Below are 24,842 nucleotides of genomic sequence, written 5' to 3' on the forward strand. Positions count from 1 at the left end.
TTGAGCCTTACATGTCTGCCGAACGTTTGCAAAAAATTCTAGCGGCGGCGGGTCTTGGATCCCGTCGCGAATGTGAGCGCCTCATCAGCGAAGGTCGTGTTACCGTGAATGGTAAAGTGATTGAGCTCGGTGATAAAGCGTTATTGACCGATGACATTCGTTTAAATGGTCGGCGCATTGCGACCCCGAGTAAAACTCAAACGGCGCATAAAGTGTTGATGTATCACAAGCCTGAAGGCGAAGTGTGCACGCGTCGTGATCCGGAAGAACGACCCACGGTTTTTGCTGCATTACCTCGTTTAAAAACGGGACGCTGGATTAATATCGGCAGACTCGATTTAAATACCTCAGGATTATTATTGTTCACCACCGATGGCGAATTAGCTAATCGCTTGACGCATCCGTCTTATGAAGTGGAGCGTGAATATTCTGTGCGTGTGTTTGGCGCAGTAGATAAAACTATTTTAGATAAATTATTGGCTGGTGTGACCTTGGAAGATGGTCCCGCAAAATTTTTAAGTATTGAAGATGGTGGCGGTGAAGGTCGCAATCATTGGTATAACGTCGTGTTACGTGAAGGTCGTAAACGTGAAGTTCGACGTTTATGGGAATCGCAAGGCTTGCAAGTGAGTCGATTGATCCGCATTCGTTTTGGTACCGTTCAATTGGCAGCGCATTTGCGTCAAGGCCAACATCGTTTATTAGAAGCCGCTGATGTTCAAAGTTTGTATGCGGCCGCTGATTTACCGTTTGAATAAAAGTTTTTAACCGCGTTTGAGTAATACGTAGACGGCGCCACTACCACCATCGACGGGACGTGCGGTGCAAAACGCCAGCACACAATCTAGTTGGGTGAGCCATTTGCCCACCATCGGTTTTAGCACGGGGCCTTTGTTGGCGGATTTACGTCCTTTACCATGAATGATACGTACGCATTGCATTGAATGATGACGCGCATGATCAAGAAATTCGAGTAAGACGGTGCGAGATTCTTTCACGGTTAAACCGTGTAAATCTAATTCGGCTTGAATGGAATATTGGCCGCGACGTAATTTGCGTAATGCGCTATGTTGAATGCCGGGGCGGTGATAACTCATTTCCTCGCCGCTATCTAAATTCATCGGATCGTTAGGATCGTAATGATCGGATAATAAGTTTTCTAGAATATGTTGTTCGTCTTTTTGTTTTTGTAAGGGAATAGGTTTAGGTCGAACCGGTTCTGGTACGTGTTTGTCATGCGACAGCGGTTTCGCATCGGCTACTGCTTGGCGAAATAATTGGCTGTCGTCATCATTAATGATTTTTTTGCTCATAGCATTTAGGTGATGATTAGCGGTTATTTTCGCTGAGATCCTGCGTAAAATTCCGGTAACATGGCGGCTGGCTCCTACTTGTTTGTAAGTGTATGTTATTCAAAAGGTGATTGCTGTATTCATGCGTATTTTATTAAGTAATGATGATGGATATTTAGCGCCAGGCTTAAAAGCCTTGAGTGAAGCAGTTAAGCAAATAGCAGAAGAAGTAACCGTGATTGCGCCTGATCGTAATCGCAGTGGCGCCAGTAATTCATTAACGCTTTATGACCCCTTACGTGTTTATCTCGCCGACAACGGTTTTTATTATGTGAATGGCACGCCTTCTGATTGCGTGCATTTGGCTTTAACGGGTTTGTGGGATTATGAACCCGACATGGTTATTTCTGGCATTAATGCCGGTGCTAATTTAGGTGATGATGTTATTTATTCTGGCACCGTTGCCGCGGCTATGGAAGGTCGTTTTTTAGGTTTGCCTGCGATCGCAGTATCGATGGCGAGTCGTGATCCACAAAACTTTGCAACTGCGGGTCGCGTGGTACAAAACTTAATACAGCGTTTACAACATCATGCTTTACCTGCAGATACTATTTTAAATGTGAATGTGCCAGATGTCGCATGGGAAGATTTAGCGGGCTGGGAAGTTACACGACTTGGCAATCGACATAAATCAGAAGCGGTCATTAAAGAACGCGATCCTAAAAATCTGCCTATCTATTGGATAGGACCCGCAGGTTCTGAAGCAGATGCGGGGCCGGGCACTGATTTTCATGCGGTTAATAATAACTGCGTTTCTATTACACCTTTGAGCGTTGATCTTACCCGTTACGACAGCATCAACTCTTTGCGCGAATGGTTAAAGGCTAAGTGAAATCTTTCAACAAACAAGCGTTGTTAGGTATTGGCATGACGTCGCAACGACGACGTGATGAATTAGTGCGGCGCTTGCGTGAAAAAGGTGTGAGCAATGAAAGTGTATTAAGCGTGATACGCACGATGCCGCGACATTTGTTTATTGATGAAGCGATGGCGAATCGCGCGTATGAAGATTGCGCATTGCCGATAGGTCATGGTCAAACAATATCGCAACCTTATACCGTTGCGCGCATGACAGAAACTATTTTGGGTAGCGATCCTCTGCAATATCCGAAAAAAGTTTTAGAAGTTGGCACCGGTTCCGGATATCAAGCCGCCGTGTTAGCGATGTTAGTGCCACAGTTTTATAGTGTTGAGCGTATTTTAGGTTTGCATGAACGTGCGCAAGCTATTCTTCGTGGTTTACGTTTAAGTAATGTGCGCTTAAAACATTCCGATGGTTCGTGGGGTTGGGCGGCACATGGTCCTTATGATGCCATCATCGTAACAGCCGCGCCTGAAGAAGTGCCGCAACCTTTGTTGGAGCAATTAGTGATAGGCGGGCGTTTAGTTATTCCGGTAGGCAATATGGGTGAAGCGCAACGCTTGTTGTGCATTACGCGTACCGCTGATGGTTTTGAAAAAAAAGAATTAGATTTAGTTAGCTTTGTACCTTTTTTAAAAGGTCGTGTGTAAATGATGCTCGGGAATATTTTTAGAAAAACAATTCAACTATTTAAATCAGTGCGTGTTGGTATATTCATCAGCGCGTTGTTAATGCTGATCACTGGCTGCGCCACTTTAGATGCGTGGGATCCGCACGCTTATCGCGTGCAACCGCGCGATACCTTGTATGGCATTTCGTGGTTGTATCAAGTGGATTATCGTGATGTTGCACGCTGGAATAATTTATCACCGCCATACACATTAAAACCGGGGCAAACCTTAGTTTTAAAAACAAATCCGAATGCGGTAGTGGCGTTGAATGAGCCGCGCAATAATAAACCGCTAAGTGTGCCAACTAAAACAAATACTAAATCGGTGCCTAAGACCGCAGTAAAAGCACCAATACAAATGCCCGCGCCTATTAAGGTTGCGCCGAAAGTAGCTGCGCCGCCACCTGCAAACTGGCAGTGGCCGGTGCGCGGTAATGTAGTGCAACGTTTTGCAGGCGCGCAAAGCACGGCACAAGGCATCGATATTAGCGGAACATTGGGTCAAGCGGTGGTCGCAACTGCAAGTGGTCGCGTGGTATATAGTGGTGATGGTTTAGCGGGTTACGGTAATTTAGTTATTGTGAAACATAACGACACTTATCTGAGTGCCTATGCCCATAATCGGAAACTCCTATTTAAGGAAGGTGATTCCGTTAAGATGGGTCAAGCGATTGCCGAAATGGGATATAAAGAAGGCAATAAAGCCTTGCTTCATTTTGAAATTCGCAAAGACGGTACTCCTGTTGATCCTATGAAATATTTACCAGCCCCGTAATAAATCACATGCAACACACTATTAGACTTGGTTGATGTATAGAGGCAGTTATGGCGAAGAAGGAAGATAAAAAAGCCGCATCCAACGATGACGCTATCGAACCGCAAGATGATGAATTGCTTGATGCTGCGTTAGAAGAGTTAAGCGAGGACGTATTAGTTGATGCAGATCCCGATAGTGATGACGATCTTGAAGCCGACATTGACGAAGCATTAATTGAAGAACCTGAAGTTCAAAAATTCATTGCCGGCGAAATATCCACTAAAGATGTGGATGCAACGCGCATGTATCTTAAAGAAATTGAATTCTCGCCTTTATTAACCGCCGAACAAGAAGTGCATTACGGTACCTTGGTGCAAGCGGGTAATGTAGCCGCTCGCCAAAAAATGATCGAAAGTAATTTGCGTTTAGTGGTGAAAATTGCGCGGCGTTATATGAATCGAGGATTAGCCTTAGCGGATTTAATTGAAGAAGGTAATTTAGGTTTAATTCGTGCAGTAGAAAAATTTGATCCAACGCGTGGTTTTCGTTTTTCTACTTATGCAACGTGGTGGATACGTCAAACCATTGAGCGCGGCTTAATGAATCAAACGCGCACGATTCGTTTACCGATTCATATCATCAAAGAATTAAATGTGTATCTGCGTGCTGCCCGCAAAATGCAGCAAGATTTAGAACGCGAGCCCACGCCGGAAGAAGTAGCAGAAAAACTCGATAAACCGATTGAAGATGTGCAGCGCATGTTTGGTTTAAATGAACGTGTAGCGTCGGTTGATGTGCCCATGGGTAAAGATGGCGATAGTCCCTTGTTGGATATTATTCCCGACGAACAAAATCCAGATCCTTTTGAACTACTGCAATCGAATGAAATTTTGGAACATTTGCATGATTGGTTGGCAGAGTTGGATGAAAAACAACGCCAAGTCGTGTTGCGACGTTTTGGTTTATCTGGCTATGAGCGTGCGACCTTGGAAGAAGTAGGTGTCGAGCTGGGCGTGACCCGCGAACGCGTCCGTCAAATCCAGATGGAAACCTTAAAACGGCTGCGCCGAATCCTCGAAAGCAAAGGTTTTTCAATCGATACTTTATTGCGCTAATGGGTTAACCAAGCGGCATCTATCTGCCTACGACCTGATGCGTGATTTTTGCTACCCACCTTAATTTCGTTTTCATGAGTTTTGCCATTTGACAGCCGCCAGTCTGGCCAGTAACTTAGCGCGTTTATCCACGTCCCTCGCCCAATAGGCCTAATGTGAAGACTGATTTCCCGCGAATTAATCGTTTGCCGCCGTATGTGTTCAATATCGTCAATGAATTGAAGGCGCAGGCGCGTGCGCAGGGCGAAGATATTATCGATTTCGGCATGGGCAATCCCGATCAACCGACTCCGCAGCATATTGTAGATAAAATGATCGAAGCCACTCATCGTGGCGATACGCATCGTTATTCCGTTTCCAAAGGTATTCCGCGCTTACGGCGCGCGATTTGTCGCTGGTACAAAAACACCTATGACGTGGATTTAGATGCAGACAAAGAAGCCATTGTCACCATTGGTTCTAAAGAAGGTTTAGCGCATTTAGCGTTGGCGACGATTGGCCCCGGCGATGCGGTCTTGGTGCCGAATCCGGCTTATCCGATCCATCCCTACAGTGTGGTTATCGCCGGCGGCGATATTCGTCATGTGCCGTTGAAAGAGGGCGTGGATTTTTTTGCTGAATTAGAGGCCGCGACGCGCAATTCTTTTCCTAAACCTAAAATGCTTATTTTGAATTTCCCCGGCAATCCCACGACACAATGTGTTGAATTGGATTTTTTTGAACGCATTGTGGAATTCGCGCGTGAACACGAAATTTGGGTAGTGCATGATTTAGCGTATGCCGCGATTGCATTTGATGGTTATAAAGCACCCTCTATTCTGCAAGTGCCCGGCGCCAAAGATGTGGCCGTAGAGTTTTACACTTTATCAAAAACTTACAACATGCCCGGTTGGCGAGTGGGCTTTATGGTGGGCAATCCGATTTTGGTGGGTGCGTTAGCGCGCATGAAATCGTATCTTGATTACGGCATGTTCACGCCGATTCAAGTGGCGGCGATCACTGCCTTAGAAGGTGACCAAAGTTGTGTTGCAGAAATTTGCGAAATGTATAAAGAACGTCGTGATGTATTGTGCGAAGGTTTATGCAGCATCGGTTGGGATGTAGTTAAACCCAAAGCGAGTATGTTTGTGTGGGCACCGATTCCCGAGGCCTATAAAGCAATGGGTTCTTTGGAATTTACCAAAAAATTATTATTAGATGCGAAAGTTGCAGTATCACCCGGAATTGGGTTTGGTGAATACGGCGATGATCATGTCCGTTTTGGTTTGATTGAAAACAAACATCGCACGCGCCAAGCTATTCGCGGTATTCGGCAAATGTTTCGGCAAGATGGTTTAATCAATGTATAAATATCATGCACGTTATATAAGGTTTAGTAATGAAGCCGGTTAAAGTTGGTTTGTTAGGTGTTGGTACCGTCGGCAGTGGCACGGTTAATGTGTTGCGTCAAAATGCCAAAGAAATTAGTCGTCGTGCTGGCCGCGAAATTGTAATTAGTCATGCGGCTACGCGCACCTTGAGTAACGTATCAGTTGATACTCAAAATATTAAACTAACCACCGATTTATTTGCAGTCGTTAATGATCCCGAAATTGATGTTGTGATTGAACTCATCGGCGGTTATCAACCGGCGCGTGAATTAGTCATGCAAGCAATTGAAAATGGTAAGCATGTCATTACGGCGAATAAAGCCTTGATCGCGATTCATGGTAATGAAATTTTTAAAGCCGCGCGCGCCAAAGGTGTGGTCGTGGCATTTGAAGCAGCCGTTGCGGGTGGTATTCCCGTCATTAAAGCCATTCGCGAAGGTTTGGCTGCGAATCATATTGAATGGATTGCCGGTATTATTAATGGTACGGGTAATTTTATTTTGACGGAGATGCGCGACAAAGGTCGTGCGTTTGATGATGTATTAAAAGAAGCGCAAGCCTTAGGCTATGCAGAAGCTGATCCTACTTTTGATGTTGAAGGGATTGATGCCGCACACAAGTTAACAATTTTAGCGTCGATTGCGTATGGTATTCCATTGCAGTTTGAAAAAGCTTACACCGAAGGCATTACCCAAATCAGCCGCGAAGATGTGATGTATGCAGAAAGTTTGGGTTATCGCATTAAACATTTAGGTATTACTCGCCGTACAGCGAATGGCATTGAACTACGCGTACATCCCACTTTAATTCCAGAACGTCGTTTGATTGCGAATGTAGATGGCGTCATGAATGCAGTATTAGTGCGCGGCGATGCCGTTGGCCCCACTTTATATTACGGCCCCGGTGCGGGTGCATTACCCACGGCTTCAGCAGTTGTTGCTGACTTGGTCGATGTAGTGCGCTCATTAACTACCGATCCTGAAAATCGCGTACCGCATTTAGCATTTCAACCCACGGCATTAGCAGACTTGCCCATACTGCCGATGGAAGAAGTTGAAACAGCGTATTACTTACGTTTGTTGTTAGTGGATGAGCCGGGCATGATGGCCGCAGTCACTACGATTTTAGGTAATGCCGGTATTAGTATTGAAGCCGTTTTACAAAAACCAGCGCGTGCTAATGAAACCGCAGTGCCGGTTATTATTTTAACGCAACGTATTAAAGAACGTTATATGAATGCAGCGATTCGTGAGTTAGAAGCGTTACCCGCGCTGACCGGCAAAGTAACGCGCATTCGAATGGAAAATTTAGCTTAAATTTTTTAATCATCACGATATAAAGCGAAAGAGGATTACGCAATGACTTTGGGTTCTCGTTACACCGGTTTAATTGAACGTTACCGCGAATTTTTACCGGTAAGCGCTACTACGCAACTCATTAGCTTAGGTGAAGGCAATACACCGTTAATTCGTTTGGAAAATGTACCACGCGAAGTCGGTGTTGAATGCGAGTTATATGTAAAGTTTGAAGGTTTAAATCCCACGGGATCCTTTAAAGATCGCGGCATGACTATGGCTGTAACCAAAGCGGTGGAAGCGGGTAGTCGCGCGATTATTTGTGCATCCACTGGCAATACTTCAGCTGCTGCGGCTGCGTATGCGGCACGCGCCGGCATTAGCGCATTTGTATTAATTCCTGATGGCAAAATTGCGATGGGTAAATTAGCGCAAGCCATGATGCATGGTGCGCGTGTTATTCAAATCAAAGGTAATTTTGATGCAGGCATGCAACTCGTCAAAGATGTTGCAGAAGAAGCGCCGGTAACTATTGTAAATTCAATTAATCCATTTCGTTTGCAAGGTCAAAAAACAGCAGCATTTGAAATTGTTGAAGAGCTAGGTTGTGCACCGGATTTTCATTGTTTACCCGTCGGTAATGCGGGCAATATCACTGCGCATTGGATTGGTTATACCGAATTTTGTAGCGGTGCCCACAAAACTGAAAGCTGCGCATTTTGCGATGGTGATTGTCGTTATCAGCACAAACCTTTGGTGAATAATCGTCCGCGCATGGTGGGTTATCAAGCAGCAGGTTCTGCGCCTTTTATGCGTGGTCATATGGTCGATAATCCAGAAACGGTTGCTACTGCGATTCGCATTGGTCATCCGCAGTCATGGGATCGCGCTTGGAAAGTTCAAGCCGAATCGAATGGTTGGTTTGATGAATTAACGGATGCTGAAATTTTAGCGGCGCAAAAATTATTAGCAGAAAAAGAAGGCGTTTTTTGTGAGCCGGCATCAGCCGCCTCTGTTGCAGGTGCCTTGCGTGATTTGCAGCGTGGTAAAATTCCTGCGGGTAGTCGCATAGTGTGTACGTTGACCGGGCATGGTCTTAAAGATCCCGATACCGCGATGCAGCAAAGTACCGCCGATGTTGTAACGGTAGACGCGACTTTATTAGATGTTAAACGTGCGATACTCAAAAACCTCTAAGCATGCGTTACATTATTGTCATATTGTTTTGGATTGCGGTTTTTTATCTATTAGCACGACGTGTTTTTCATAAACCCGCTTGGCATTTTTTGCGGCAAGTGTGTTTTACTTTGATATTTGTGTTGACCTTGTTACTGCTTTATATTGTCATCACAGGTATATTGGGTTTACCATTTTAGGATAACGGAGAGTTTTATGCTGACAGCAGCACAACGTGATTTTCAGCAGCTTTATTTAACCATGATTTCAATTGGTGGAGGACTGCTGGCTTTAACGCTTATCTTAATTACCATTTCTGTGGGCATCTTGCCTAAAAATATTCCATTGTTGGGATTTTTCGCTCAAGAAGGTTGGATTGCTTTAATCGCCTGCGCATCAAGTGTTTTTTCTTTATACGGCGGTTATCTGAGTTATATGCACAGCGGTGAGACACCAACCACTTTACTGTGGAATTATTGGGTGCCATTAGGTTTAGGTATTGCGAGTATTTTAGTAGCTGTGCCTGTAGGCTTAGTTTATTTTGTGTTTCCTATTTAAAAAATAAAGTCATTAAATCAGCAGAGAAACTGTTTTTACAGTGGTTTCTCTGCCGATATCCGCAATAACTTTTCTAGCCGCTGCAAAAATTCAGTACGCGTCATGCGTTCAACACCTAAAGACATTAAATGTGGATTAGGTATCTGGCAATCAATTAATTGAATATCGGCGCGTTGCGCTAATGCATAGAGTGCTAACTTAGAGCCATTGCTGATACGACTAAACATCGATTCACCAAAAAATACGCAGCCTAATTGCACGCCGTAAATTCCACCGATCAATTCATCTGCTTGCCAGCATTCTAAAGAATGTGCATAACCTAATATGTGCAAACGTTTATAAGCATTTTGCATTTCTGCGGTAATCCACGTGTCATTCGCATAACTACGCGGCGCAGCACAAGCCGCAATCACCGCATTAAAATCTTGATTCCATGTAATATTAAAAGTGTGTTGATTTAAGTAGCGCCGAAAACTACGCGACACATGAAAGCGTTCTGGAAATAAGACCGCACGTTGACTCGGTGACCACCATAAAATCGGTTCGCCTGAATTGTACCAAGGAAAAATACCTTGCCGATAAGCGCTGACTAAGCGTTGCGGCGAAAGATCACCGCCTGCTGCCAGCAAACCATCTGGTTCATCCAGCGCCATTTCTGGATGCGGAAAGCGCATTTTAGTATCACCGGGTGATAACCAAATTAAATTTGTCATGAACTTATCTTAGCGCGATAACAGTGGCTTGCCACTCGTTAATCATTGTCACTCGTTGCGCGTCGAAACGGCGCTAAGGCTTCTAGTTCTGGTAAAGAGGTTTTTAGATAATCGGTTTCTTGTTTTAAAAATCGGCTAATGGCGTGTTTAAAATCGGCATGTCGAATCCAATGCGCTGACCACGTTTCGGTCGGCATAAAGCCGCGCGTAATTTTATGTTCGCCTTGTACCCCGGGTTCGAATCGTTGTAGATTTTTTTCTATGCAATATTCAATACCTTGATAAAAACACAATTCAAAATGCAATGCATCATAGTCTTCCAGGCAGCCCCAATAACGACCATACATGGCTTGTGTGCCAATAAAATTAATCACGCCAGCTACCCAACGTTGTTCATGTTGCGCGAGCAGGATTAACATTTGTGCGCCCATTTGCAGCGCCGTTTGTTTAAAGAACGCGAGTGTTAGCGCAGGGTAGTTGCCCTTTTTATGAAAAGTGCTCGCATAAAAAGCATACACGGTGGGCCATAGTTCTTCAGGTAGTTCGTTGCCATGAAAACGTTGAATGCTAATGCCATCGCTGTGTAAGCGTTCACGTTCTTTGCGCAAATCTTTGCGTTTGCGAGAGCGGAATTCGCCTAGAAAATCATCGAAGCTGTTGTAGCTGTGGTTTTTCCATTGATATTGATATTGTAAACGACGTAAGTAACCTTGTTGCTCTAGCCAATCCATATCACTGTTTTGTGCAAATAAAATATGTGCAGAGGAGAGTTGTTGGGTTTCTAGTTTTTCAATTAATGCCGAGTGTAAAGTTTGTTTAATAGTTTCTTGTTCGGTCGCCGCCATGTTTTGATGTGTTAGAAAGCGTGCACTAGCAATAGGTGAAAACGGAATGGCGCTGACCAATTTTGGATAATAATTTAATCCATTTTGTTCATAGGCAGAAGCCCATGCTCCATCAAACACAAATTCACCAAAATAATTAGTTTTTAAATACAGCGGCAATGCACCGACTAAATGTTCTGCTGCATCACGCACCAGCAAGTGTTGTGGCAACCAACCGATGCGTGCGCCTAAACATTGTTGTTGTTCGAGATTGTTTAAGAACGCATGATTTAAAAAAGGATTGTCTTGGGTGTGTAGCGCATCCCATTCATGGGCGGCGGTTGTATCGAGATGGGTCAACGTATCAGTGTGCAATGACATATCTCATCGATGGGTAGCAGTTGTAAAAAATCCTGCCGTGTTATTGAAAAATAAACACGACAGGTTTTTGTGGGTCTAGAATAATTGAAAGATTAATTTAACGATTCAAGATACGCTTCTGCATCTAACGCCGCCATACAACCTGTGCCAGCGGAAGTAATTGCTTGACGATAAATATGATCCATTACATCACCTGCAGCAAACACACCTTTAACACTGGTTGCGGTAGCATTACCTTTACTGCCACTGTGCACTTTGATGTAACCATCGGCCATTTCTAATTGGTCTTGGAAAATATCACTGTTAGGATTATGCCCAATCGCAATAAAGACACCGGCTAAATTAATATCTTTGCTAACACCGGTTTCGGCATGTTTTACGCGAATGCCAGTAACGCCTGATTTATCGCCGAGTACTTCATCAAGTGCGTGATGCCATTCGACAACTACGTTGCCATTTTTAGCTTTTTCTAATAAACGATCAGACAGAATTTTTTCTGAGCGGAATTTGTCGCGACGATGAATCACCGTGACTTTGCTGGCGATGTTAGATAAATACAACGCTTCTTCCACCGCGGTGTTACCACCGCCGATGACGGCGACTTCTTTACCACGATAGAAAAAACCATCACAGGTTGCGCACGCTGAAACACCTTTGCCTTTAAATGCTTCTTCAGAAGGTAAGCCTAAATATTTGGCGCTAGCACCGGTGGCAATAATTAATGCATCACAGGTGTAAGTGCCTGAATCACCGATCAGTGTGAAAGGTGATTTTTTTAAATTCGCAGTGTGAATATGATCGAAAATAATTTCGGTTTCAAAACGTTCCGCATGTTTTTGCATGCGCGCCATTAAATCAGGACCTTGCAAACCTTCTACGTCACCTGGCCAGTTATCAACTTCTGTCGTGGTCGTTAATTGACCACCCATGGCTAAACCGGTAATTAGCACGGGTTTAAGATTCGCGCGAGCGGCATACACGGCGGCGGTATAACCGGCAGGGCCAGAACCGAGAATTAATAAGCGGGCATGCTTGTTAGATTTATTATTTGTCGAGCTCACGGGGAACTACTCCTATCCAGAATGTGTATACACTGTATCTTAATGTATTTATGTCACGGTGTTATGGTCGCTAATAGTACGGAATGCAAGTAACAGCGTAAACCGCTAAACGTTAAATAAGGTAGAACTCACATGCATATCGGTATACCCAAAGAAACCAAGCTACGCGAAGGTCGTGTGGCGATTATTCCGACGGATGCAGCACGTTTATTAGCAGCGGGGCATACCGTATCAATAGAGACTGGCGCGGGTGTCAGCAGTGGTTTTAGTGACAGCGAATATTCGACAATAGGTGTACAGATTGCAGCCAATGCCGCGCAGTTGTACGCACAAGCCACGTTGATTGTTAAAGTCAAAGAACCTATCTCCGGTGATTTAGCTTTATTACGCTCAGATCATTTGTTATTCAGTTATTTACATCTTGCGGCGGAACCCGCGCTTACTCAGCATTTATGCAACATTGGTTTAACTGCGATTGCGTTTGAAACAGTGACAGCCGCTGATGGTAGCTTGCCTTTGTTAGCACCTATGAGTGCAATTGCCGGTCGTGTTGCGGTGCAAGTGGGTGCGCATGCCTTGCATCAATCACAAGGTGGTCGAGGAATTTTACTCGGCGGATTAAATGGTACCGAACCCGGACATGTCGTGATATTAGGCGCCGGTGTCGCAGGACACCATGCCGCGCAAATGGCGATAGGTTTAGGCGCACATGTCACGCTCTTAGATAAACGTGCTGATCGATTAAGCGCCATTGCGCAACAATTATCGGTACAAACCGTGTTGGCGGATGAACAACAAATTGCAATGCTAGTGCAGCAAGCCGATTTGTTAATTGGTGCGGTCTTAATTCCCGGTGCACGCGCCCCGATTGTTGTCAGTGAAGCGATGGTGAAAACCATGCGCAGCGGTAGCGTGATTGCAGATATTTCTGTTGATCAAGGCGGGTGTATCGCCACCACCAGACCCACCACGTACGCTGATCCTTTATACACCATGCACGGCGTACAACATTTCACAGTAACGAATATGCCCGGCGCGGTACCGCGTACTGCCGCACAAGCATTATCAGCTGCAATCACGCCTTATGTATTGAGGTTAGCGAATAATAATTGGCAGCAAGCGGCGGATTTAAAAGCGGGCGTGAATGTGCAAGCGGGGAAAATTGTGCATCCGGCTTTATTAAGTCTGGCCGTGTAAGAACAGTGATTAATTAACGAATTTCAAACTATTTATTCAGTGAATAAAATTTCCATTTGTACAGCAAATGCAGGATTAGGTCTGTGACTATCGTAACGGGGAAATACGACGTCTTGACTAAGACGTAAAAAGCACCATTTTTTATATAAAGGTTGGCGATAAGCTACTGATATAAAATAATCATTAAATTGTACTTTTGGTTCACTAGAGCCAAAAGTACCGACGCTATAAACGATACTGCGTAACTCGCCTTTATCTTCAGAGATTGAAAATGTTTGCGAAAAAGCGAAAGTATCATCTAAGTCAAAAAATTGTATTTGCGAAACAGCCCCGCGATATTTATTTTTGCGGAAATTTTCGCCTATGTTAAATGTAGTATTAGAGCGCCAGTCTTGTTCTTCGTAATAAATAAACTCTTGTTTAAATTGACCACTCCATGGTTCTTCAACATCAAGTTCGCGTCGGGCTGTAAATTTATAAAAAGGTTTTAAGCCCCCCGATTTTAGACCCAGACGATTGCGGAATTTCCAACTATCAATTTCATTGCTTAAAAGTTCTAGGCCCCCTTCCGAACTTTCTTTGCCGATAGAATTTTGGCGCAACGTGTCTAAGCTCTGTTGTTCGAGAGTTTTGCGATCATCCGAGTCAGTGTCGAAAAACAGACGCAAGTGATATTGAGTACTGGGTAAGTCAAGTTTGGCGCGAATGCGTGCAATCGTTTCACGATCGCCGTCTTTTCTAAAAATTTCTCCGATATCTAATTGTAGTTTTGATTCATTGGGTTCCGTCCATACTCTTCGGCTAAAAAAGTAATCCAAATCTTCGGCTTTCTCAATAAAATATTCACCAATATTGTCACGTTGTTCCTGGGCTTTTTCTAATAGCGCACTGTCTGGCTGTTCTGGATTGTTTGGGTTTTCCGGTGTGATCGGTTCCACTGACAGCGTGTCTACAGGCACGGGGCAGATAAAAACTTTCGGTGTTTGTTTAGGTTTGCGTGTAGTTTTTTTCGACTTCTTTATTGGAAGCTTAGCCGGGCTTGATGCCGGCTCAACCGATGTTGCGTCTAATGAGTTTGATTGATTGCTATTGGTCGGCTCAGCTGCATATGCGAAAGTTCCGAGCATGGTCATTATTGATAAACATAAAAAAGAACGTCGATAGCAGGCAAGTACTCGAATGCACAGCCATTGATTCTTAAAATCGTAAATGCCTAATGCTATAAAACCCAGCAAAAAGGCATGAATAAAGGAAACGATAGAAGCCAACATAGAGCGCATCATGTCGATAAATTATCCTGCGAATTCATAATATTGGACTTGCATAAGGATAGGGAGAATACCACGGCGCTACGAATCTCAACGTGCGGCAACGTACTAAGCTTATTGGCCTATCTTTGTGCAAGGCTTTTCAATATACTTTTCAATAAGTTACCGTACAAAATTCGCGTAGACGCGGCACTAAATTTCACCTTGAGAGACCACTTTGGGACAAGCAAAACGTAAACCCGATGCCAGCCCAGCAGCCGATTATGTCGTGCGCGTGCTGCGCGAATCCGCTTTATACGTATTAGCTGCGTTGGCGCTGTATTTTTTCTTGGCGTTGTTGGGTTATAGCGCAGAGGATCCGGCGTGGTCGCATTCTGGCACTGGCGCGCCAGTGCAAAATCTCACCGGCGTTTTTGGTGCGTGGTTTGCGGATGTGGTGTTTTATCTGTTTGGCTATATGGCTTATTTGTTTCCGGTCATGGTGGCTTATAGCGGTTGGTTGATCATGCGCGAATCCGATGATGAGGGGCATTTTGATCGCCGCAAATTTGCCTTACGTTGGGCAGGTTTTGTGTTGTTGATGATTACCGGTTGTGGTTTAGGTTCGTTTATTTGGGTGGCGCGCAATAGTTTGCCCGAGGCAGAACTAGGCGCGGGCGGCATTCTTGGTTTGGTCATTGGCATTCAAGGTTTAGCGACGATTGCTGGCAGCGTTGGCACTAAAATTTTATTACTCGCCGTGTTTTTTGCCAGCATTACGATTTTTACCGGCATCTCGTGGTTCAAAGTGATGGACTGGGTTGGCGCATTAACGTTGCGCCTGATTGCGTTAACGCGCCATTTAATTGCGCATTGGGTTGAACAATACCGCGCACGCCAAGCGAAAGTTCAAAAAGAAGAAACGTATCAAAAAGTAGTCGAACAAGAATTAGCGAAACCACCGCGCAAAGTGCCGCGTATTGAGCCGGTATTTAAACCTGCTGAAACCAGCGAACGCGAATTTAAAGAAAAACAAATTACCTTATTCGATGCACCACCTAATACGGAATTACCACCGTTAAATTTATTAGAACCGGCTAAACCTTCTAAAGGTGGTTATTCGAAAGAAGCATTAGAGGCGATGTCGCGTTTAGTCGAACGCAAACTCAGTGATTTTGGTATTAGTGTTGAAGTTGTCGAAGTGCATCCTGGCCCCGTTGTTACTCGTTTTGAATTACAACCCGCACCAGGTGTGAAAGTTAGCCAAATTAGTAACTTATCAAAAGATCTAGCGCGCGCCATGTCCATCGTCAGTGTGCGGGTGGTTGAAGTGATTGCAGGTAAATCAACCGTCGGTTTAGAAATCCCCAATGAAGTCCGCGAAATCGTCATGTTAAGTGAAGTGATTAAATCGGCTGATTATGAAAAATTAGGTTCACCACTCGCATTAGCGTTGGGTAAAGACATCGCCGGTAAACCGGTGGTTGCTGATCTTGGCCGCATGCCGCATTTGTTAGTGGCGGGTACTACGGGCTCCGGTAAATCCGTCGGCATCAACGCGATGTTATTGAGCTTGTTGTATAAAGCCACGCCGCGAGATATCCGTTTGATTTTGGTTGATCCAAAAATGTTGGAATTAAATGTCTATGAAGGCATTCCGCATTTGTTATCACCCGTTGTTACCGATATGAAAGATGCCGCGAACGCACTGCGTTGGTGTGTAGCAGAAATGGAACGTCGTTATAAAGTGATGGCCGCACTAGGCGTGCGCAATATTGCCGGCTTTAATCGCAAAGTATTAGACGCCAACGAAGCCGGCAAGCCGATCCCCGATCCTTTATACAAACGTGAAGAAGCGTTTGATCCTAGTGCGCCAGCGCCTACCTTAAATAATTTTCCGTACATCGTCGTCATCATTGATGAATACGCCGACATGATTATGGTCGTAGGTAAAAAAGTAGAAGAGTTGATTGCACGCTTAGCGCAAAAAGCGCGTGCGTCGGGGATTCATTTGATTTTAGCAACGCAGCGGCCATCGGTAGATGTGATTACAGGTTTGATTAAAGCCAATATCCCCACGCGTATTGCGTTTCAAGTGTCATCAAAAATTGATTCGCGTACGATTTTAGATCAAATGGGCGCGGAACAATTATTAGGTCATGGTGATATGTTATATCTGCCGCCCGGTACTTCCATTCCCGAGCGCGTCCACGGCGCATTTGTTGATGATGCAGAAGTGCATCGCGTAGTTGCGCATTTAAAGAAAGCGGGTAAACCTGATTACATCGACGGTTTATTAGAAGGTCCTTCTGAACCGTTGTTGGGATTCTCTGGTGAAATGGGCGGCGGTCGTCAAGGCGGCGATGAAAAAGATAGTTTGTATGATGAAGCAGTGGCCATCGTCACCGAAAGTCGCAAAGGATCTATTTCCTATGTGCAACGGCGTTTGCGTATTGGTTATAACCGCGCCGCGCGAATGTTAGAAGAAATGGAAGCTAATGGTGTGGTCAGTAATTTACAGTCCAACGGTTCGCGAGAAGTGTTGGCGCCGCCGCCACCTAAAAATTAATTCACGTCTATAGAGCAGAAGAGAGCAGGAACTTGCAGTGATCTCGCTACTCTATAAATATGCTCATCAGAATATAATATTTTACTTACGAGGTTGTTATGTCATTGATTAAAAAAATAGTGTCACTCAGTTTGATTGCGGGTCTGTTTGGTAATGCGTATGCAGGTGAGGGTTTGGAGCGATTAAAACAATACCAGAATGGATTGCGCACACTGAGCGCAGAATTTACTCAAACTGTATTTGATCAAGATGCTAAACAGCTCGATGTCGCCAGTGGCAAACTCGCGTTACAAAAGCCCGGTAAATTTCGTTGGGAATATACGCAGCCTTATCAACAATTGATTGTTGCTGATGGTAAAAAATTATGGATATATGACGCTGATCTCGCGCAAGTAACAGTGAAAGACATGAGCAGTGGCTTAGGTGCGGCGCCGATTGCATTGTTAACTTCGGAAGTGCCGTTAGAACAAGAATTCACCGTGATTGAATTAGGTTTAATTGATGGCCGTCAAATGCTGCAACTGGAAGTTAAAAACAAAGATACTGATTTTGGTTTTATGTTGTTAGCTTTAGGCAAAAATGGTTTAGAAGTAATGGAATTAAAAGACAAGCTCGGTCAAGTCACGCGCATTGAATTGCGCAAATCGATAGTGAATGCAGCGATTGATGATAAACAGTTTATGTTTACGCCGCCTAAAGGCACAGATATTCTCAGTGATGAACCCGAGCAAAAGGCTAAAACAACAGATACTGCTAAGCCCGCGGCTAAATCAAAAAATGCTAATAAAGCTAAATAATTTTATTAATAACGTTCTGTTATGAAACCGGCGTCTGCATCAGCTGCTTATCGACCTTTAGCAGATCGCATGCGGCCGCAAACGCTGGATGAAGTCTCGGGGCAAGAACATGTTTTAAGTATCGGCAAACCGTTACGCGAAGCTATCGAACAAGGCCACTTGCATTCGATGGTATTTTGGGGCCCGCCCGGTATTGGTAAAACGACATTAGCAAGATTGGTCGCGCATTATTGCGCTGCACAATTTATTAGCATGTCAGCGATCATGGCGGGCATTAAAGATATTCGCGCCGCGGTTGAGCAAGCGCGAGAAGCACGCGCCACGCGCAATCAAGCAACAGTATTATTTGTCGACGAAGTGCATCGATTTAATAAAAGTCAGCAAGATGCGTTTTTGCCTTTTATAGAAGACGGCACGATTTATTTTATTGGCGCCACGACTGAAAATCCTTCCTTTGAGTTAAACAACGCCTTGTTATCACGTTTGCGTGTCTATGTCTTTAAACCTATTCATGCAGATGCATTGCAGCAACTTTTGCAGCGCGCCTTGCAAGATAAAGAACGCGGTTTAGGCGCGCAGTCTTTAACTATTTCCACTGACAATCTTTTAGCACTAGCAAACGCCGCAGATGGCGATGCGCGCCGTGCGTTAAATTTATTAGAAGTCGCTGCGGATTTGGCTGAATCAAATGCAGCAGGCGAACGTGTTATTAGCGCAGCCACGTTGACAGAATTATTAACGCAAGGTCCGCGTCGTTTTGATAAAGGCGGCGATATTTTTTATGACCAAATATCTGCGTTACATAAGTGTGTGCGCGGTTCTAATCCTGATGCAGCGTTGTATTGGTTTTGCCGCATGATTGATGGTGGTTGTGATCCTTTATATATAGCGCGTCGCGTAGTGCGCATGGCCACCGAAGATATTGGCAATGCTGATCCGCGTGGTTTAACGATCGCATTACAAGCCTGGGATAGTTATGAACGGTTGGGCAGTCCCGAAGGCGAATTAGTGATTGCGCAAGCGATTGTGTATTTAGCCTGTGCCGCAAAAAGCAATGCGGTTTACACCGCGTACAAAGCTGCCATGCAACTGGCGCAAAAATCAGGTAGCTTAGAAGTGCCGCTAACGATTCGCAATGCGCCGACCAAACTCATGAAAACCTTGGGGCATGGCGCGGATTATCGTTATGATCACGATCAGGATGATGCTTTTGCGGCCGGTCAACAATATTTTCCTGATGAATTAGGTCAGCCGATATTGTATGCACCCGTTAATCGTGGTTTAGAAATAAAAATTGCTGAAAAACTCCAACAACTGCGCGACCTTGATCGCAAGGCCAGAAAAAAATGACCACTGCTGCTATTTTATTAATTCATTGCGATGACCAAAAAGGTTTGGTTGCCGCCGTAACCGATTTTATCGCACGCCACGATGGCAATGTTGTTGATCTCGATCAACACACCGACGCAGTTAACGGCAAATTTTTTATGCGCGTGGCGTGGGATCTTGCTGGCTTTAAATTAAAACGTGATGACATCGGCAATGGTTTTGAGCAACAAGTCGCTAACGCTCGCAATATGCAGTGGGAATTACATTTCAACGATCACAAACCGCGCATGGCGATTTTTGTTTCAAAACTGCATCACTGTTTGCACGATATGCTCGCGCGTTATGAAACCGGCGAATGGGATATCGAAATTCCTGTCATCATTAGTAATCATCCAGAAGTAAAACCTATCGCACAACGGTTAGGAATTGATTGTCATATATTGTCCGTCACCGCTGACAACAAAGCTGAACAAGAAGCCGCGCAACTGGCCTTATTAAAACAATACAAAATAGATTTTATTGTGCTCGCACGTTACATGCAGATTTTGAGCGAAAACTTTATTCAAGCGTACCCACATCGCATTATTAATATTCACCATTCATTTTTGCCAGCGTTTCCAGGCGCAAGACCGTATCACTCGGCTTATAAGCGCGGCGTGAAAATTATTGGCGCCACCAGTCATTACGTCACCAGTGATTTAGATGCAGGTCCCATCATTGAACAAGACATCGTCCGGGTCTCACACAAAGATGATATTGAAGACTTAGTGCGTTTAGGTCGTGACTTAGAAAAACTTGTACTTGCGCGGGCTATCTGGCTGCACCTGCAACGCAAATTATTAGTCTTCGATAACCGCACCGTGGTGTTTTAGGAAACGTATGCGCAATTTATTAGGAATATTATTTTTTGTAATCTTGCTGGGCTTTAACCAAAACATAAGCGCAGTAGAGCTCGATGAAATCAGCGCCAATGGCTTGCTAGAAGGCAAAGCCATTTTGAGAATCAACGGCAAGCTCATGATGTTTAGCAACGGCGACACCAAAGAAGGCATTAAACTAATTAATGCCAATGAAGACCGCGCCATTATTTTAATCAACGGCAAACGCGAAACGCTGATTTTAGATAAAACCATTACCGCAGCTTCTAAACGCAGTGCTGAACCAGTAAAAGCACTGGATTCGGTTTTACAAATACAAAAAGTCCAAGTTATCTATCAAACGCCACAACTTGCCGTATTTGAAATTGATTACCAGTATAAGGCGGGCGATCCAGTCGCATTAGGAAATGGCCCCACTTTCCTACAAAGCGAATTTTTAAAAGCAGGTCAAGCAATTAAAAACAGCATCAGCCAAACCGAAGTACGTTTAATTCCGGGCAGCCACAAAACTACGGTGGCGCTGGCCTTGTCTTTGGCTGCAGCAGACAATGTAAATGTTGATGCCGTGCGGTTTTATGCAATTAGTGGGGAAGGTGTGATATTAACGACGTTGGATTTTGCGTTTTCAAAAATATGGATAGATAAATAATTTTTATGGAATATAACTCTATTAAAGAGGCTTTTGGTAGAGTTCAGCGTATCCATCAAAGAGTAAAAACAAAAAAAGGCGGTGATGGAGAATGGTCTGTAAAACTTAATGAGGATATTTTTAATTGCTCTATAAAGGGCGTAAAACATTTTGATGACGTGAATGATGATGTGGTTAGCGCATTTGTTTTTTTTGTGGGGCTTAAAAGATTATGTTAAAGAACGTTTAAGGAGCAAAAAGCAATCAGTAAAATGGGTTGAAACTGAAATTGATAACGATCTTTATTTGGCAATTTGTGCAGATATTGCTAATAAAATTAAACATGGGGATTATGATAAGGATAGGCGCGCTAAAACTAGGTCAGGGAGTTTTCCGACGCTTGGAATTCTAAAGTGCACGATACCGACAGAAGTTTTGAGTCTCGTTTTTTTTAAATCTACTATTGATGTGGTTCCTAAAAACATAGAGCGAATTATATTTTCGATGCCGATATTAAATTGTGACGATCAGTATATTGGTGATGCTTTTGAATATATCAACTACGCATGCACTGCCTGGGAAAAAATAATTGAAAAAGCTGAGGTAATAATTGAATCAGCGAACATGCAGCTATAAGGCGTCCTATATTTTATTTGGAATCTGAGGCTCTACATCTTTTGGATTTGTAAATATTAATCGTACTATCTCAAGTAATTTTTTATTAATGGAGAAGTTTTATGGTTCAGACAAGTGCATACACAAAGTTTGCAAAAGCAGCATCGCATTTTTGTGGTCGACCTAAAGTATTTGTGCTTGCGGTAATGATCATTGCAGTGTGGGCTATTTCAGGACCACTGTTTGGTTTCAGTGATACTTGGCAATTAGTAATTAATACCAGCACTACGATTATTACATTCTTGATGGTGTTTATTATTCAAAATACGCAAAACCGCGATACGGAAGCGTTGCAGTTAAAGCTTGATGAACTAATTCGTGTTACGGAAGGTGCGCATATTGTGTTACTGGATTTGGAGGAGCTCGATGAAAATGAATTGGAAGCCTATAAAATTAAATACCAAGCGATGGCGAGCGCGGCGCGCGAAAATTTGAAGCGTGGGATTAATGATACCGGCACCCCCGAATGTTAAAAGTCGTAGGTGACAATGACCACTGGCATTTTGCTGGATGAGTTTTCCTGGTGCAATGCGCTGCGCTTATTGAATCCTGCATTTTATTTTGAAGCAAGTGTTGTTAATCAGGAAAAAATTCATAGCCGGATTTTTTGAAAAATATTTGTTATGTCCGCCAGATAGTTTGTTATACGCGTGTATAAATTCAGATGTTAGGTTGTCGCTGGATGACGGAGTTGAGCCGATTTAGCCGATTGATGTGGTATAAAAACGGTAAGCAAAAGAGGCTGTATCATCATGGAATGGTTGTTGTTGGCGGGGTTAATTGTCGCGGTGGTTTCAGCGCATTCGCGGATTTCTATTCTTAAAGAAGAATTAGTATTAATGCGCCGCCGTTTGGATGGCGCTGCATCACCTGTTGTTGATAAAACGTTTTCTGCCAATCAACATGCCAGCGCGGCAATTAAGCAAGAGCCACAAAATGTTGTATTAACCGACACAGCAACACAAAAACCGCATTCTGCATGGCAAGCGCCTGCGTCAGTAAATGATGTTGACGCAACGACTCTGTTAAGCGTAGAAAAAATTTCGTTTATCAAAGAAAAATTAATGGTTTGGTTCGGCGGCGAAAATGGTTTGGTGCGTATCGGTGCGCTGGTATTTTTTTTAGGCCTCGCATTTTTAATTCGTTATAGCGCCAGTCATGGTTGGATCTCAATAGAGTTGCGTTTGTTAGGCGCAGCAATTGCGGGCGCTGTGTTATTAGCAGCAGGTTGGCGATTGCGTGAACGCAGACCTTATGGCGCTTTATTGCAAGGCACAGGTTTAGCCGTTTTATATTTAAGTTTATTTGCCGCTTGGAAATTAGCCGGTCTATTTACGATCTCCATTGTTTTTGGCTTAATGATTTTTGCAGTGGCTTTAACAGTCGCTTTAGCCGTCATGCAAAATATTCAAGCTTTAGCCGTGCTCGCTTTAGGTGGCGGTTTGTTAGCACCTATTTTAGTGTCGAATGATTCAGGTAATCACATCGGGTTATTTACTTATTATGCTTTATTAAATATTGCCGTAGGCAGTGTGGCGTGGTTCAAAAGTTGGCGTATTTTAAATTTATTGGCCTTTGTGCTAACGCTAGTGGTAGCAACCGCGTGGGGTGTGTTGCGGTTTGATAATGAGCATCTGGCGAGTTGCCAATTTTTTATTGGTTTGTTTGCCATTATATATAGTGTCATTGCGGTGTTGTTTGCTTTGCGTCAACCGTTAAGCCGTTTAGGTTGGGTTGATAGCACCTTAGTTTTTGGCGTGCCGTTAGCTGCATTTACTTTATTGACGGGCATGTTGCATGAACAACCGCGTGTATTAGCCGCGTGGGCATTCGGTGGTAGTAGTTATTATGCAATGTTGGCGATTGTTTGTTGGTATCGGTGGCGTGATGCATTTAAATTATTAATGGAAAGTTTTAGTGCCGTCGCCTTGGGTTTAATTACTCTAGCGGTGCCGTTAATTTTTAGCGGTGTTGAATTGGCATCGGTGTGGGCGATTGAAGCGACAGCATTGGTATGGGTGTCCGTCCGACAAGCGCGTTATTACCGCGTTATTTTTGGCGTGTTGTTACAAGTGGCTGCGGGCATTGCGCTATTAAATATACATACACCCGATAGCAGTCTGTTTGTATTAAACGATGTGTTTGTGACCCGTTTTGTGTTGGTCTTGGCAGGTTTGTTAAGCGCTTATCATTTATACAAAAGTGTAATGCGCTCTGTTTGGGAAAATGTGGTGCGCCAAAATTTGTTATTAAAGCTAGAAAAATATTTATTGTTATGGGTTGCCGCTTGGTGGTTGTGGACGTGTCATGATGAAATTGATTATCGCTTAGACGCAGCGTATGAGTTATCTGCTTGGTTAATAAGCTTGCTGGCGACGAGTTTTATTTTATTACTGTGGGAAAAGAAAGGTCAATGGTTAACGTTAGCCGGGCAGTTACCGATTTTGTTATTGGGTTTGGTGGTCATAGCGTGGATTACATTAATGCAGTTCGCGCCTTATGAAAATGGTCTAGGTTTTGTGTGGGCAGCAGGATCAATGTTAACGCTGCTGTATTTTTATTTGCGCGAATCATTTGATCAGGAAAATTCGCCAGTTAGTTTAAATGATGCGCATGCTATTTTCTTGTGTTTGTTAAGTGCTTTGTTGTTGTGGGGCGGTTCACAACAATTGTTAGCAAGTGGCATCGCGAGTAGTTGGGTGTGGGTATTTGTTTTATTAGGTTTTGTAACGTTGTTACTGTTGGCTAGTTGTTTGCGAGTGTGGCCTCTGAATCGTTATCGTGCGGTGTATTTAGTTCAGCTCATGTCTTTATTGGTGATTGCGGCTTTAGTATGCGTGCTAATTAATAGTGTTACTGATGCCGTTATTGTTGCGCCATTTCCGTATTTTCCATTGTTAAATCCTGTTGATCTTAGTGTGCTGGCTTTGTTAGGGGCGATATATCACTGGCAAAAGGTAGTGATGAAGGATGTAGATTTGCCGGCATCGTTAACAACGCGCCAATGTTTGATGGCAATAGGTTTGACCTTGTTCGTTTGGTTAAGCGCCACGGCTGCGCGTGTGCATTATCATTTTTATGATTTGCCTTATGCATTAGATAGTTGGTGGGCTTCGCAACTACTGCAAGCGACTTTAACGATTACATGGGCCTTAAGCGCAATTGCATTGTTGATTTTTGCCAGCCGCAAACAACAACGCGATGGGTGGAATATAGGCGCTGCTTTAATGGGCTTGGTGATTGTTAAATTGTTTTTTGTTGATCTAGACGAACGCGATACTTTATATAGCATCACGGCATTTTTGATGGTCGGTGCTTTGTTGTTAGGTGTGGGTTACGTTGCGCCTATGCCTCCTAAAGTAGTTAAATAACTGAAAGTATTTTAAAG

General features: G+C 43.8%; 24 protein-coding genes. 19 read left to right on the forward strand and 5 right to left on the reverse strand.

The genetic code is table 11. The features are described 5' to 3' along the window. Positions 1–11 precede the first annotated feature (11 nt). Positions 12–758 (forward strand): pseudouridine synthase, encoded by a 747-nt coding sequence (locus tag H0W44_07250; GenBank protein MBA3582233.1) that lies wholly within the window; start codon positions 12–14, stop codon positions 756–758. Positions 759–764: 6 nt separating this feature from the next. Here H0W44_07250 and H0W44_07255 read toward each other — a convergent pair whose 3' ends face one another. Continuing rightward, entirely contained in the window at positions 765–1,313 is a 549-nt protein-coding gene (locus H0W44_07255; protein MBA3582234.1) for a Smr/MutS family protein, read from the reverse strand. A 121-nt stretch (positions 1,314–1,434) separates the two neighbouring features. On the opposite strand from H0W44_07255, the gene surE reads away from it, so the two are divergent. The 8 genes from surE (at position 1,435) to H0W44_07295 (ending at position 9,155) form a co-directional block, all read left to right on the forward strand. Further along, positions 1,435–2,184, forward strand: a complete 750-nt coding sequence (gene surE / locus H0W44_07260) for a 5'/3'-nucleotidase SurE (GenBank protein MBA3582235.1) — start codon at positions 1,435–1,437, stop codon at positions 2,182–2,184. A gap of 35 nt (positions 2,185–2,219) precedes the next feature. After that, complete coding sequence (locus H0W44_07265; GenBank protein MBA3582236.1) at positions 2,220–2,864, forward strand: protein-L-isoaspartate(D-aspartate) O-methyltransferase; 645 nt, start codon at positions 2,220–2,222, stop codon at positions 2,862–2,864. Beyond that, positions 2,865–3,659 (forward strand): peptidoglycan DD-metalloendopeptidase family protein, encoded by a 795-nt coding sequence (locus tag H0W44_07270; GenBank protein ID MBA3582237.1) that lies wholly within the window; start codon positions 2,865–2,867, stop codon positions 3,657–3,659. Between the two features lie 50 nt (positions 3,660–3,709). Continuing rightward, positions 3,710–4,756 carry an RNA polymerase sigma factor RpoS gene (gene rpoS, locus H0W44_07275; protein MBA3582238.1) on the forward strand — a complete coding sequence of 349 codons (1,047 nt, stop codon included), beginning with the start codon at positions 3,710–3,712 and terminating at the stop codon, positions 4,754–4,756. 155 nt (positions 4,757–4,911) lie between these two features. After that, complete coding sequence (gene alaC, locus H0W44_07280) at positions 4,912–6,105, forward strand: alanine transaminase (protein ID MBA3582239.1); 1,194 nt, start codon at positions 4,912–4,914, stop codon at positions 6,103–6,105. A gap of 29 nt (positions 6,106–6,134) precedes the next feature. Then, entirely contained in the window at positions 6,135–7,442 is a 1,308-nt protein-coding gene (locus tag H0W44_07285) for a homoserine dehydrogenase (protein ID MBA3582240.1), read from the forward strand. Between the two features lie 42 nt (positions 7,443–7,484). Next, on the forward strand, positions 7,485–8,618 hold the full coding sequence (locus tag H0W44_07290) for a threonine synthase (GenBank protein ID MBA3582241.1): 1,134 nt from the start codon (positions 7,485–7,487) through the stop codon (positions 8,616–8,618). Positions 8,619–8,813: 195 nt separating this feature from the next. Then, on the forward strand, positions 8,814–9,155 hold the full coding sequence (locus H0W44_07295) for a hypothetical protein (protein MBA3582242.1): 342 nt from the start codon (positions 8,814–8,816) through the stop codon (positions 9,153–9,155). A gap of 35 nt (positions 9,156–9,190) precedes the next feature. On the opposite strand, the gene H0W44_07300 is transcribed toward H0W44_07295, so the two are convergent. The 3 genes from H0W44_07300 to trxB form a co-directional block, all read right to left on the reverse strand. Continuing rightward, the gene (locus H0W44_07300) at positions 9,191–9,829 is read right to left on the reverse strand and encodes a leucyl/phenylalanyl-tRNA--protein transferase (protein ID MBA3582243.1); all 639 of its coding nucleotides are present in this window, start codon (positions 9,827–9,829) and stop codon (positions 9,191–9,193) included. A gap of 77 nt (positions 9,830–9,906) precedes the next feature. Next, a complete protein-coding gene (locus H0W44_07305) occupies positions 9,907–11,073 on the reverse strand; it encodes a GNAT family N-acetyltransferase (protein ID MBA3582244.1) in 1,167 nt (388 codons plus the stop codon). 92 nt (positions 11,074–11,165) lie between these two features. Continuing rightward, positions 11,166–12,134 carry a thioredoxin-disulfide reductase gene (gene trxB / locus H0W44_07310; GenBank protein ID MBA3582245.1) on the reverse strand — a complete coding sequence of 323 codons (969 nt, stop codon included), beginning with the start codon at positions 12,132–12,134 and terminating at the stop codon, positions 11,166–11,168. 132 nt (positions 12,135–12,266) lie between these two features. Here trxB and ald point away from each other — a divergent pair, with 132 nt between their 5' ends. Beyond that, a complete protein-coding gene (ald, locus tag H0W44_07315; protein ID MBA3582246.1) occupies positions 12,267–13,331 on the forward strand; it encodes an alanine dehydrogenase in 1,065 nt (354 codons plus the stop codon). A gap of 32 nt (positions 13,332–13,363) precedes the next feature. On the opposite strand, the gene H0W44_07320 is transcribed toward ald, so the two are convergent. Next, on the reverse strand, positions 13,364–14,602 hold the full coding sequence (locus H0W44_07320) for a hypothetical protein (GenBank protein ID MBA3582247.1): 1,239 nt from the start codon (positions 14,600–14,602) through the stop codon (positions 13,364–13,366). Between the two features lie 214 nt (positions 14,603–14,816). Here H0W44_07320 and H0W44_07325 point away from each other — a divergent pair, with 214 nt between their 5' ends. From H0W44_07325 to H0W44_07365, 9 genes are all read left to right on the forward strand, one after another. Beyond that, entirely contained in the window at positions 14,817–17,147 is a 2,331-nt protein-coding gene (locus tag H0W44_07325) for a DNA translocase FtsK 4TM domain-containing protein (GenBank protein MBA3582248.1), read from the forward strand. Positions 17,148–17,245: 98 nt separating this feature from the next. Beyond that, positions 17,246–17,944: an outer membrane lipoprotein chaperone LolA gene (gene lolA, locus H0W44_07330; protein MBA3582249.1), complete on the forward strand. Its 699-nt coding sequence runs from the start codon at positions 17,246–17,248 to the stop codon at positions 17,942–17,944. A 21-nt stretch (positions 17,945–17,965) separates the two neighbouring features. Beyond that, on the forward strand, positions 17,966–19,294 hold the full coding sequence (locus H0W44_07335; GenBank protein ID MBA3582250.1) for a replication-associated recombination protein A: 1,329 nt from the start codon (positions 17,966–17,968) through the stop codon (positions 19,292–19,294). Further along, entirely contained in the window at positions 19,291–20,145 is an 855-nt protein-coding gene (purU, locus tag H0W44_07340; protein MBA3582251.1) for a formyltetrahydrofolate deformylase, read from the forward strand. The genes H0W44_07335 and purU overlap by 4 nt, the downstream gene beginning before the upstream one ends. A gap of 7 nt (positions 20,146–20,152) precedes the next feature. After that, positions 20,153–20,800, forward strand: coding sequence for a hypothetical protein (locus H0W44_07345; protein MBA3582252.1), 648 nt, complete (start codon positions 20,153–20,155; stop codon positions 20,798–20,800). A gap of 5 nt (positions 20,801–20,805) precedes the next feature. Further along, positions 20,806–21,018, forward strand: a complete 213-nt coding sequence (locus H0W44_07350) for a hypothetical protein (protein MBA3582253.1) — start codon at positions 20,806–20,808, stop codon at positions 21,016–21,018. Further along, positions 20,963–21,415, forward strand: coding sequence for a hypothetical protein (locus H0W44_07355; protein MBA3582254.1), 453 nt, complete (start codon positions 20,963–20,965; stop codon positions 21,413–21,415). Before H0W44_07350 ends, H0W44_07355 begins: the two co-directional genes overlap by 56 nt. A 101-nt stretch (positions 21,416–21,516) precedes the next feature. Next, positions 21,517–21,927 (forward strand): low affinity iron permease family protein, encoded by a 411-nt coding sequence (locus tag H0W44_07360; protein MBA3582255.1) that lies wholly within the window; start codon positions 21,517–21,519, stop codon positions 21,925–21,927. A gap of 279 nt (positions 21,928–22,206) precedes the next feature. Continuing rightward, a complete protein-coding gene (locus tag H0W44_07365) occupies positions 22,207–24,825 on the forward strand; it encodes a DUF2339 domain-containing protein (protein ID MBA3582256.1) in 2,619 nt (872 codons plus the stop codon). The last annotated feature ends 17 nt before the right edge of the window (positions 24,826–24,842 follow it).

The sequence above is a fragment of the Gammaproteobacteria bacterium genome (genome assembly GCA_013817245.1).
Taxonomy (GTDB): domain Bacteria; phylum Pseudomonadota; class Gammaproteobacteria; order HTCC5015; family HTCC5015; genus JACDDA01.

Bases quoted from the DNA above. Each gene is read 5' to 3' on its own strand.
- H0W44_07250 (MBA3582233.1), top strand. From the start codon at position 12: ATGTCTGCCGAACGTTTGCAAAAAATTCTAGCGGCGGCGGGTCTTGGA.
- H0W44_07255 (MBA3582234.1), bottom strand. From the start codon at position 1,313: ATGAGCAAAAAAATCATTAATGATGACGACAGCCAATTATTTCGCCAA.
- surE (MBA3582235.1), top strand. From the start codon at position 1,435: ATGCGTATTTTATTAAGTAATGATGATGGATATTTAGCGCCAGGCTTA.
- H0W44_07265 (MBA3582236.1), top strand. From the start codon at position 2,220: ATGACGTCGCAACGACGACGTGATGAATTAGTGCGGCGCTTGCGTGAA.
- H0W44_07270 (MBA3582237.1), top strand. From the start codon at position 2,865: ATGATGCTCGGGAATATTTTTAGAAAAACAATTCAACTATTTAAATCA.
- rpoS (MBA3582238.1), top strand. From the start codon at position 3,710: ATGGCGAAGAAGGAAGATAAAAAAGCCGCATCCAACGATGACGCTATC.
- H0W44_07285 (MBA3582240.1), top strand. From the start codon at position 6,135: ATGAAGCCGGTTAAAGTTGGTTTGTTAGGTGTTGGTACCGTCGGCAGT.
- H0W44_07290 (MBA3582241.1), top strand. From the start codon at position 7,485: ATGACTTTGGGTTCTCGTTACACCGGTTTAATTGAACGTTACCGCGAA.
- H0W44_07295 (MBA3582242.1), top strand. From the start codon at position 8,814: ATGCTGACAGCAGCACAACGTGATTTTCAGCAGCTTTATTTAACCATG.
- H0W44_07300 (MBA3582243.1), bottom strand. From the start codon at position 9,829: ATGCGCTTTCCGCATCCAGAAATGGCGCTGGATGAACCAGATGGTTTG.
- H0W44_07305 (MBA3582244.1), bottom strand. From the start codon at position 11,073: ATGTCATTGCACACTGATACGTTGACCCATCTCGATACAACCGCCGCC.
- ald (MBA3582246.1), top strand. From the start codon at position 12,267: ATGCATATCGGTATACCCAAAGAAACCAAGCTACGCGAAGGTCGTGTG.
- H0W44_07320 (MBA3582247.1), bottom strand. From the start codon at position 14,602: ATGTTGGCTTCTATCGTTTCCTTTATTCATGCCTTTTTGCTGGGTTTT.
- lolA (MBA3582249.1), top strand. From the start codon at position 17,246: ATGTCATTGATTAAAAAAATAGTGTCACTCAGTTTGATTGCGGGTCTG.
- H0W44_07335 (MBA3582250.1), top strand. From the start codon at position 17,966: ATGAAACCGGCGTCTGCATCAGCTGCTTATCGACCTTTAGCAGATCGC.
- purU (MBA3582251.1), top strand. From the start codon at position 19,291: ATGACCACTGCTGCTATTTTATTAATTCATTGCGATGACCAAAAAGGT.
- H0W44_07345 (MBA3582252.1), top strand. From the start codon at position 20,153: ATGCGCAATTTATTAGGAATATTATTTTTTGTAATCTTGCTGGGCTTT.
- H0W44_07350 (MBA3582253.1), top strand. From the start codon at position 20,806: ATGGAATATAACTCTATTAAAGAGGCTTTTGGTAGAGTTCAGCGTATC.
- H0W44_07355 (MBA3582254.1), top strand. From the start codon at position 20,963: ATGATGATGTGGTTAGCGCATTTGTTTTTTTTGTGGGGCTTAAAAGAT.
- H0W44_07360 (MBA3582255.1), top strand. From the start codon at position 21,517: ATGGTTCAGACAAGTGCATACACAAAGTTTGCAAAAGCAGCATCGCAT.
- H0W44_07365 (MBA3582256.1), top strand. From the start codon at position 22,207: ATGGAATGGTTGTTGTTGGCGGGGTTAATTGTCGCGGTGGTTTCAGCG.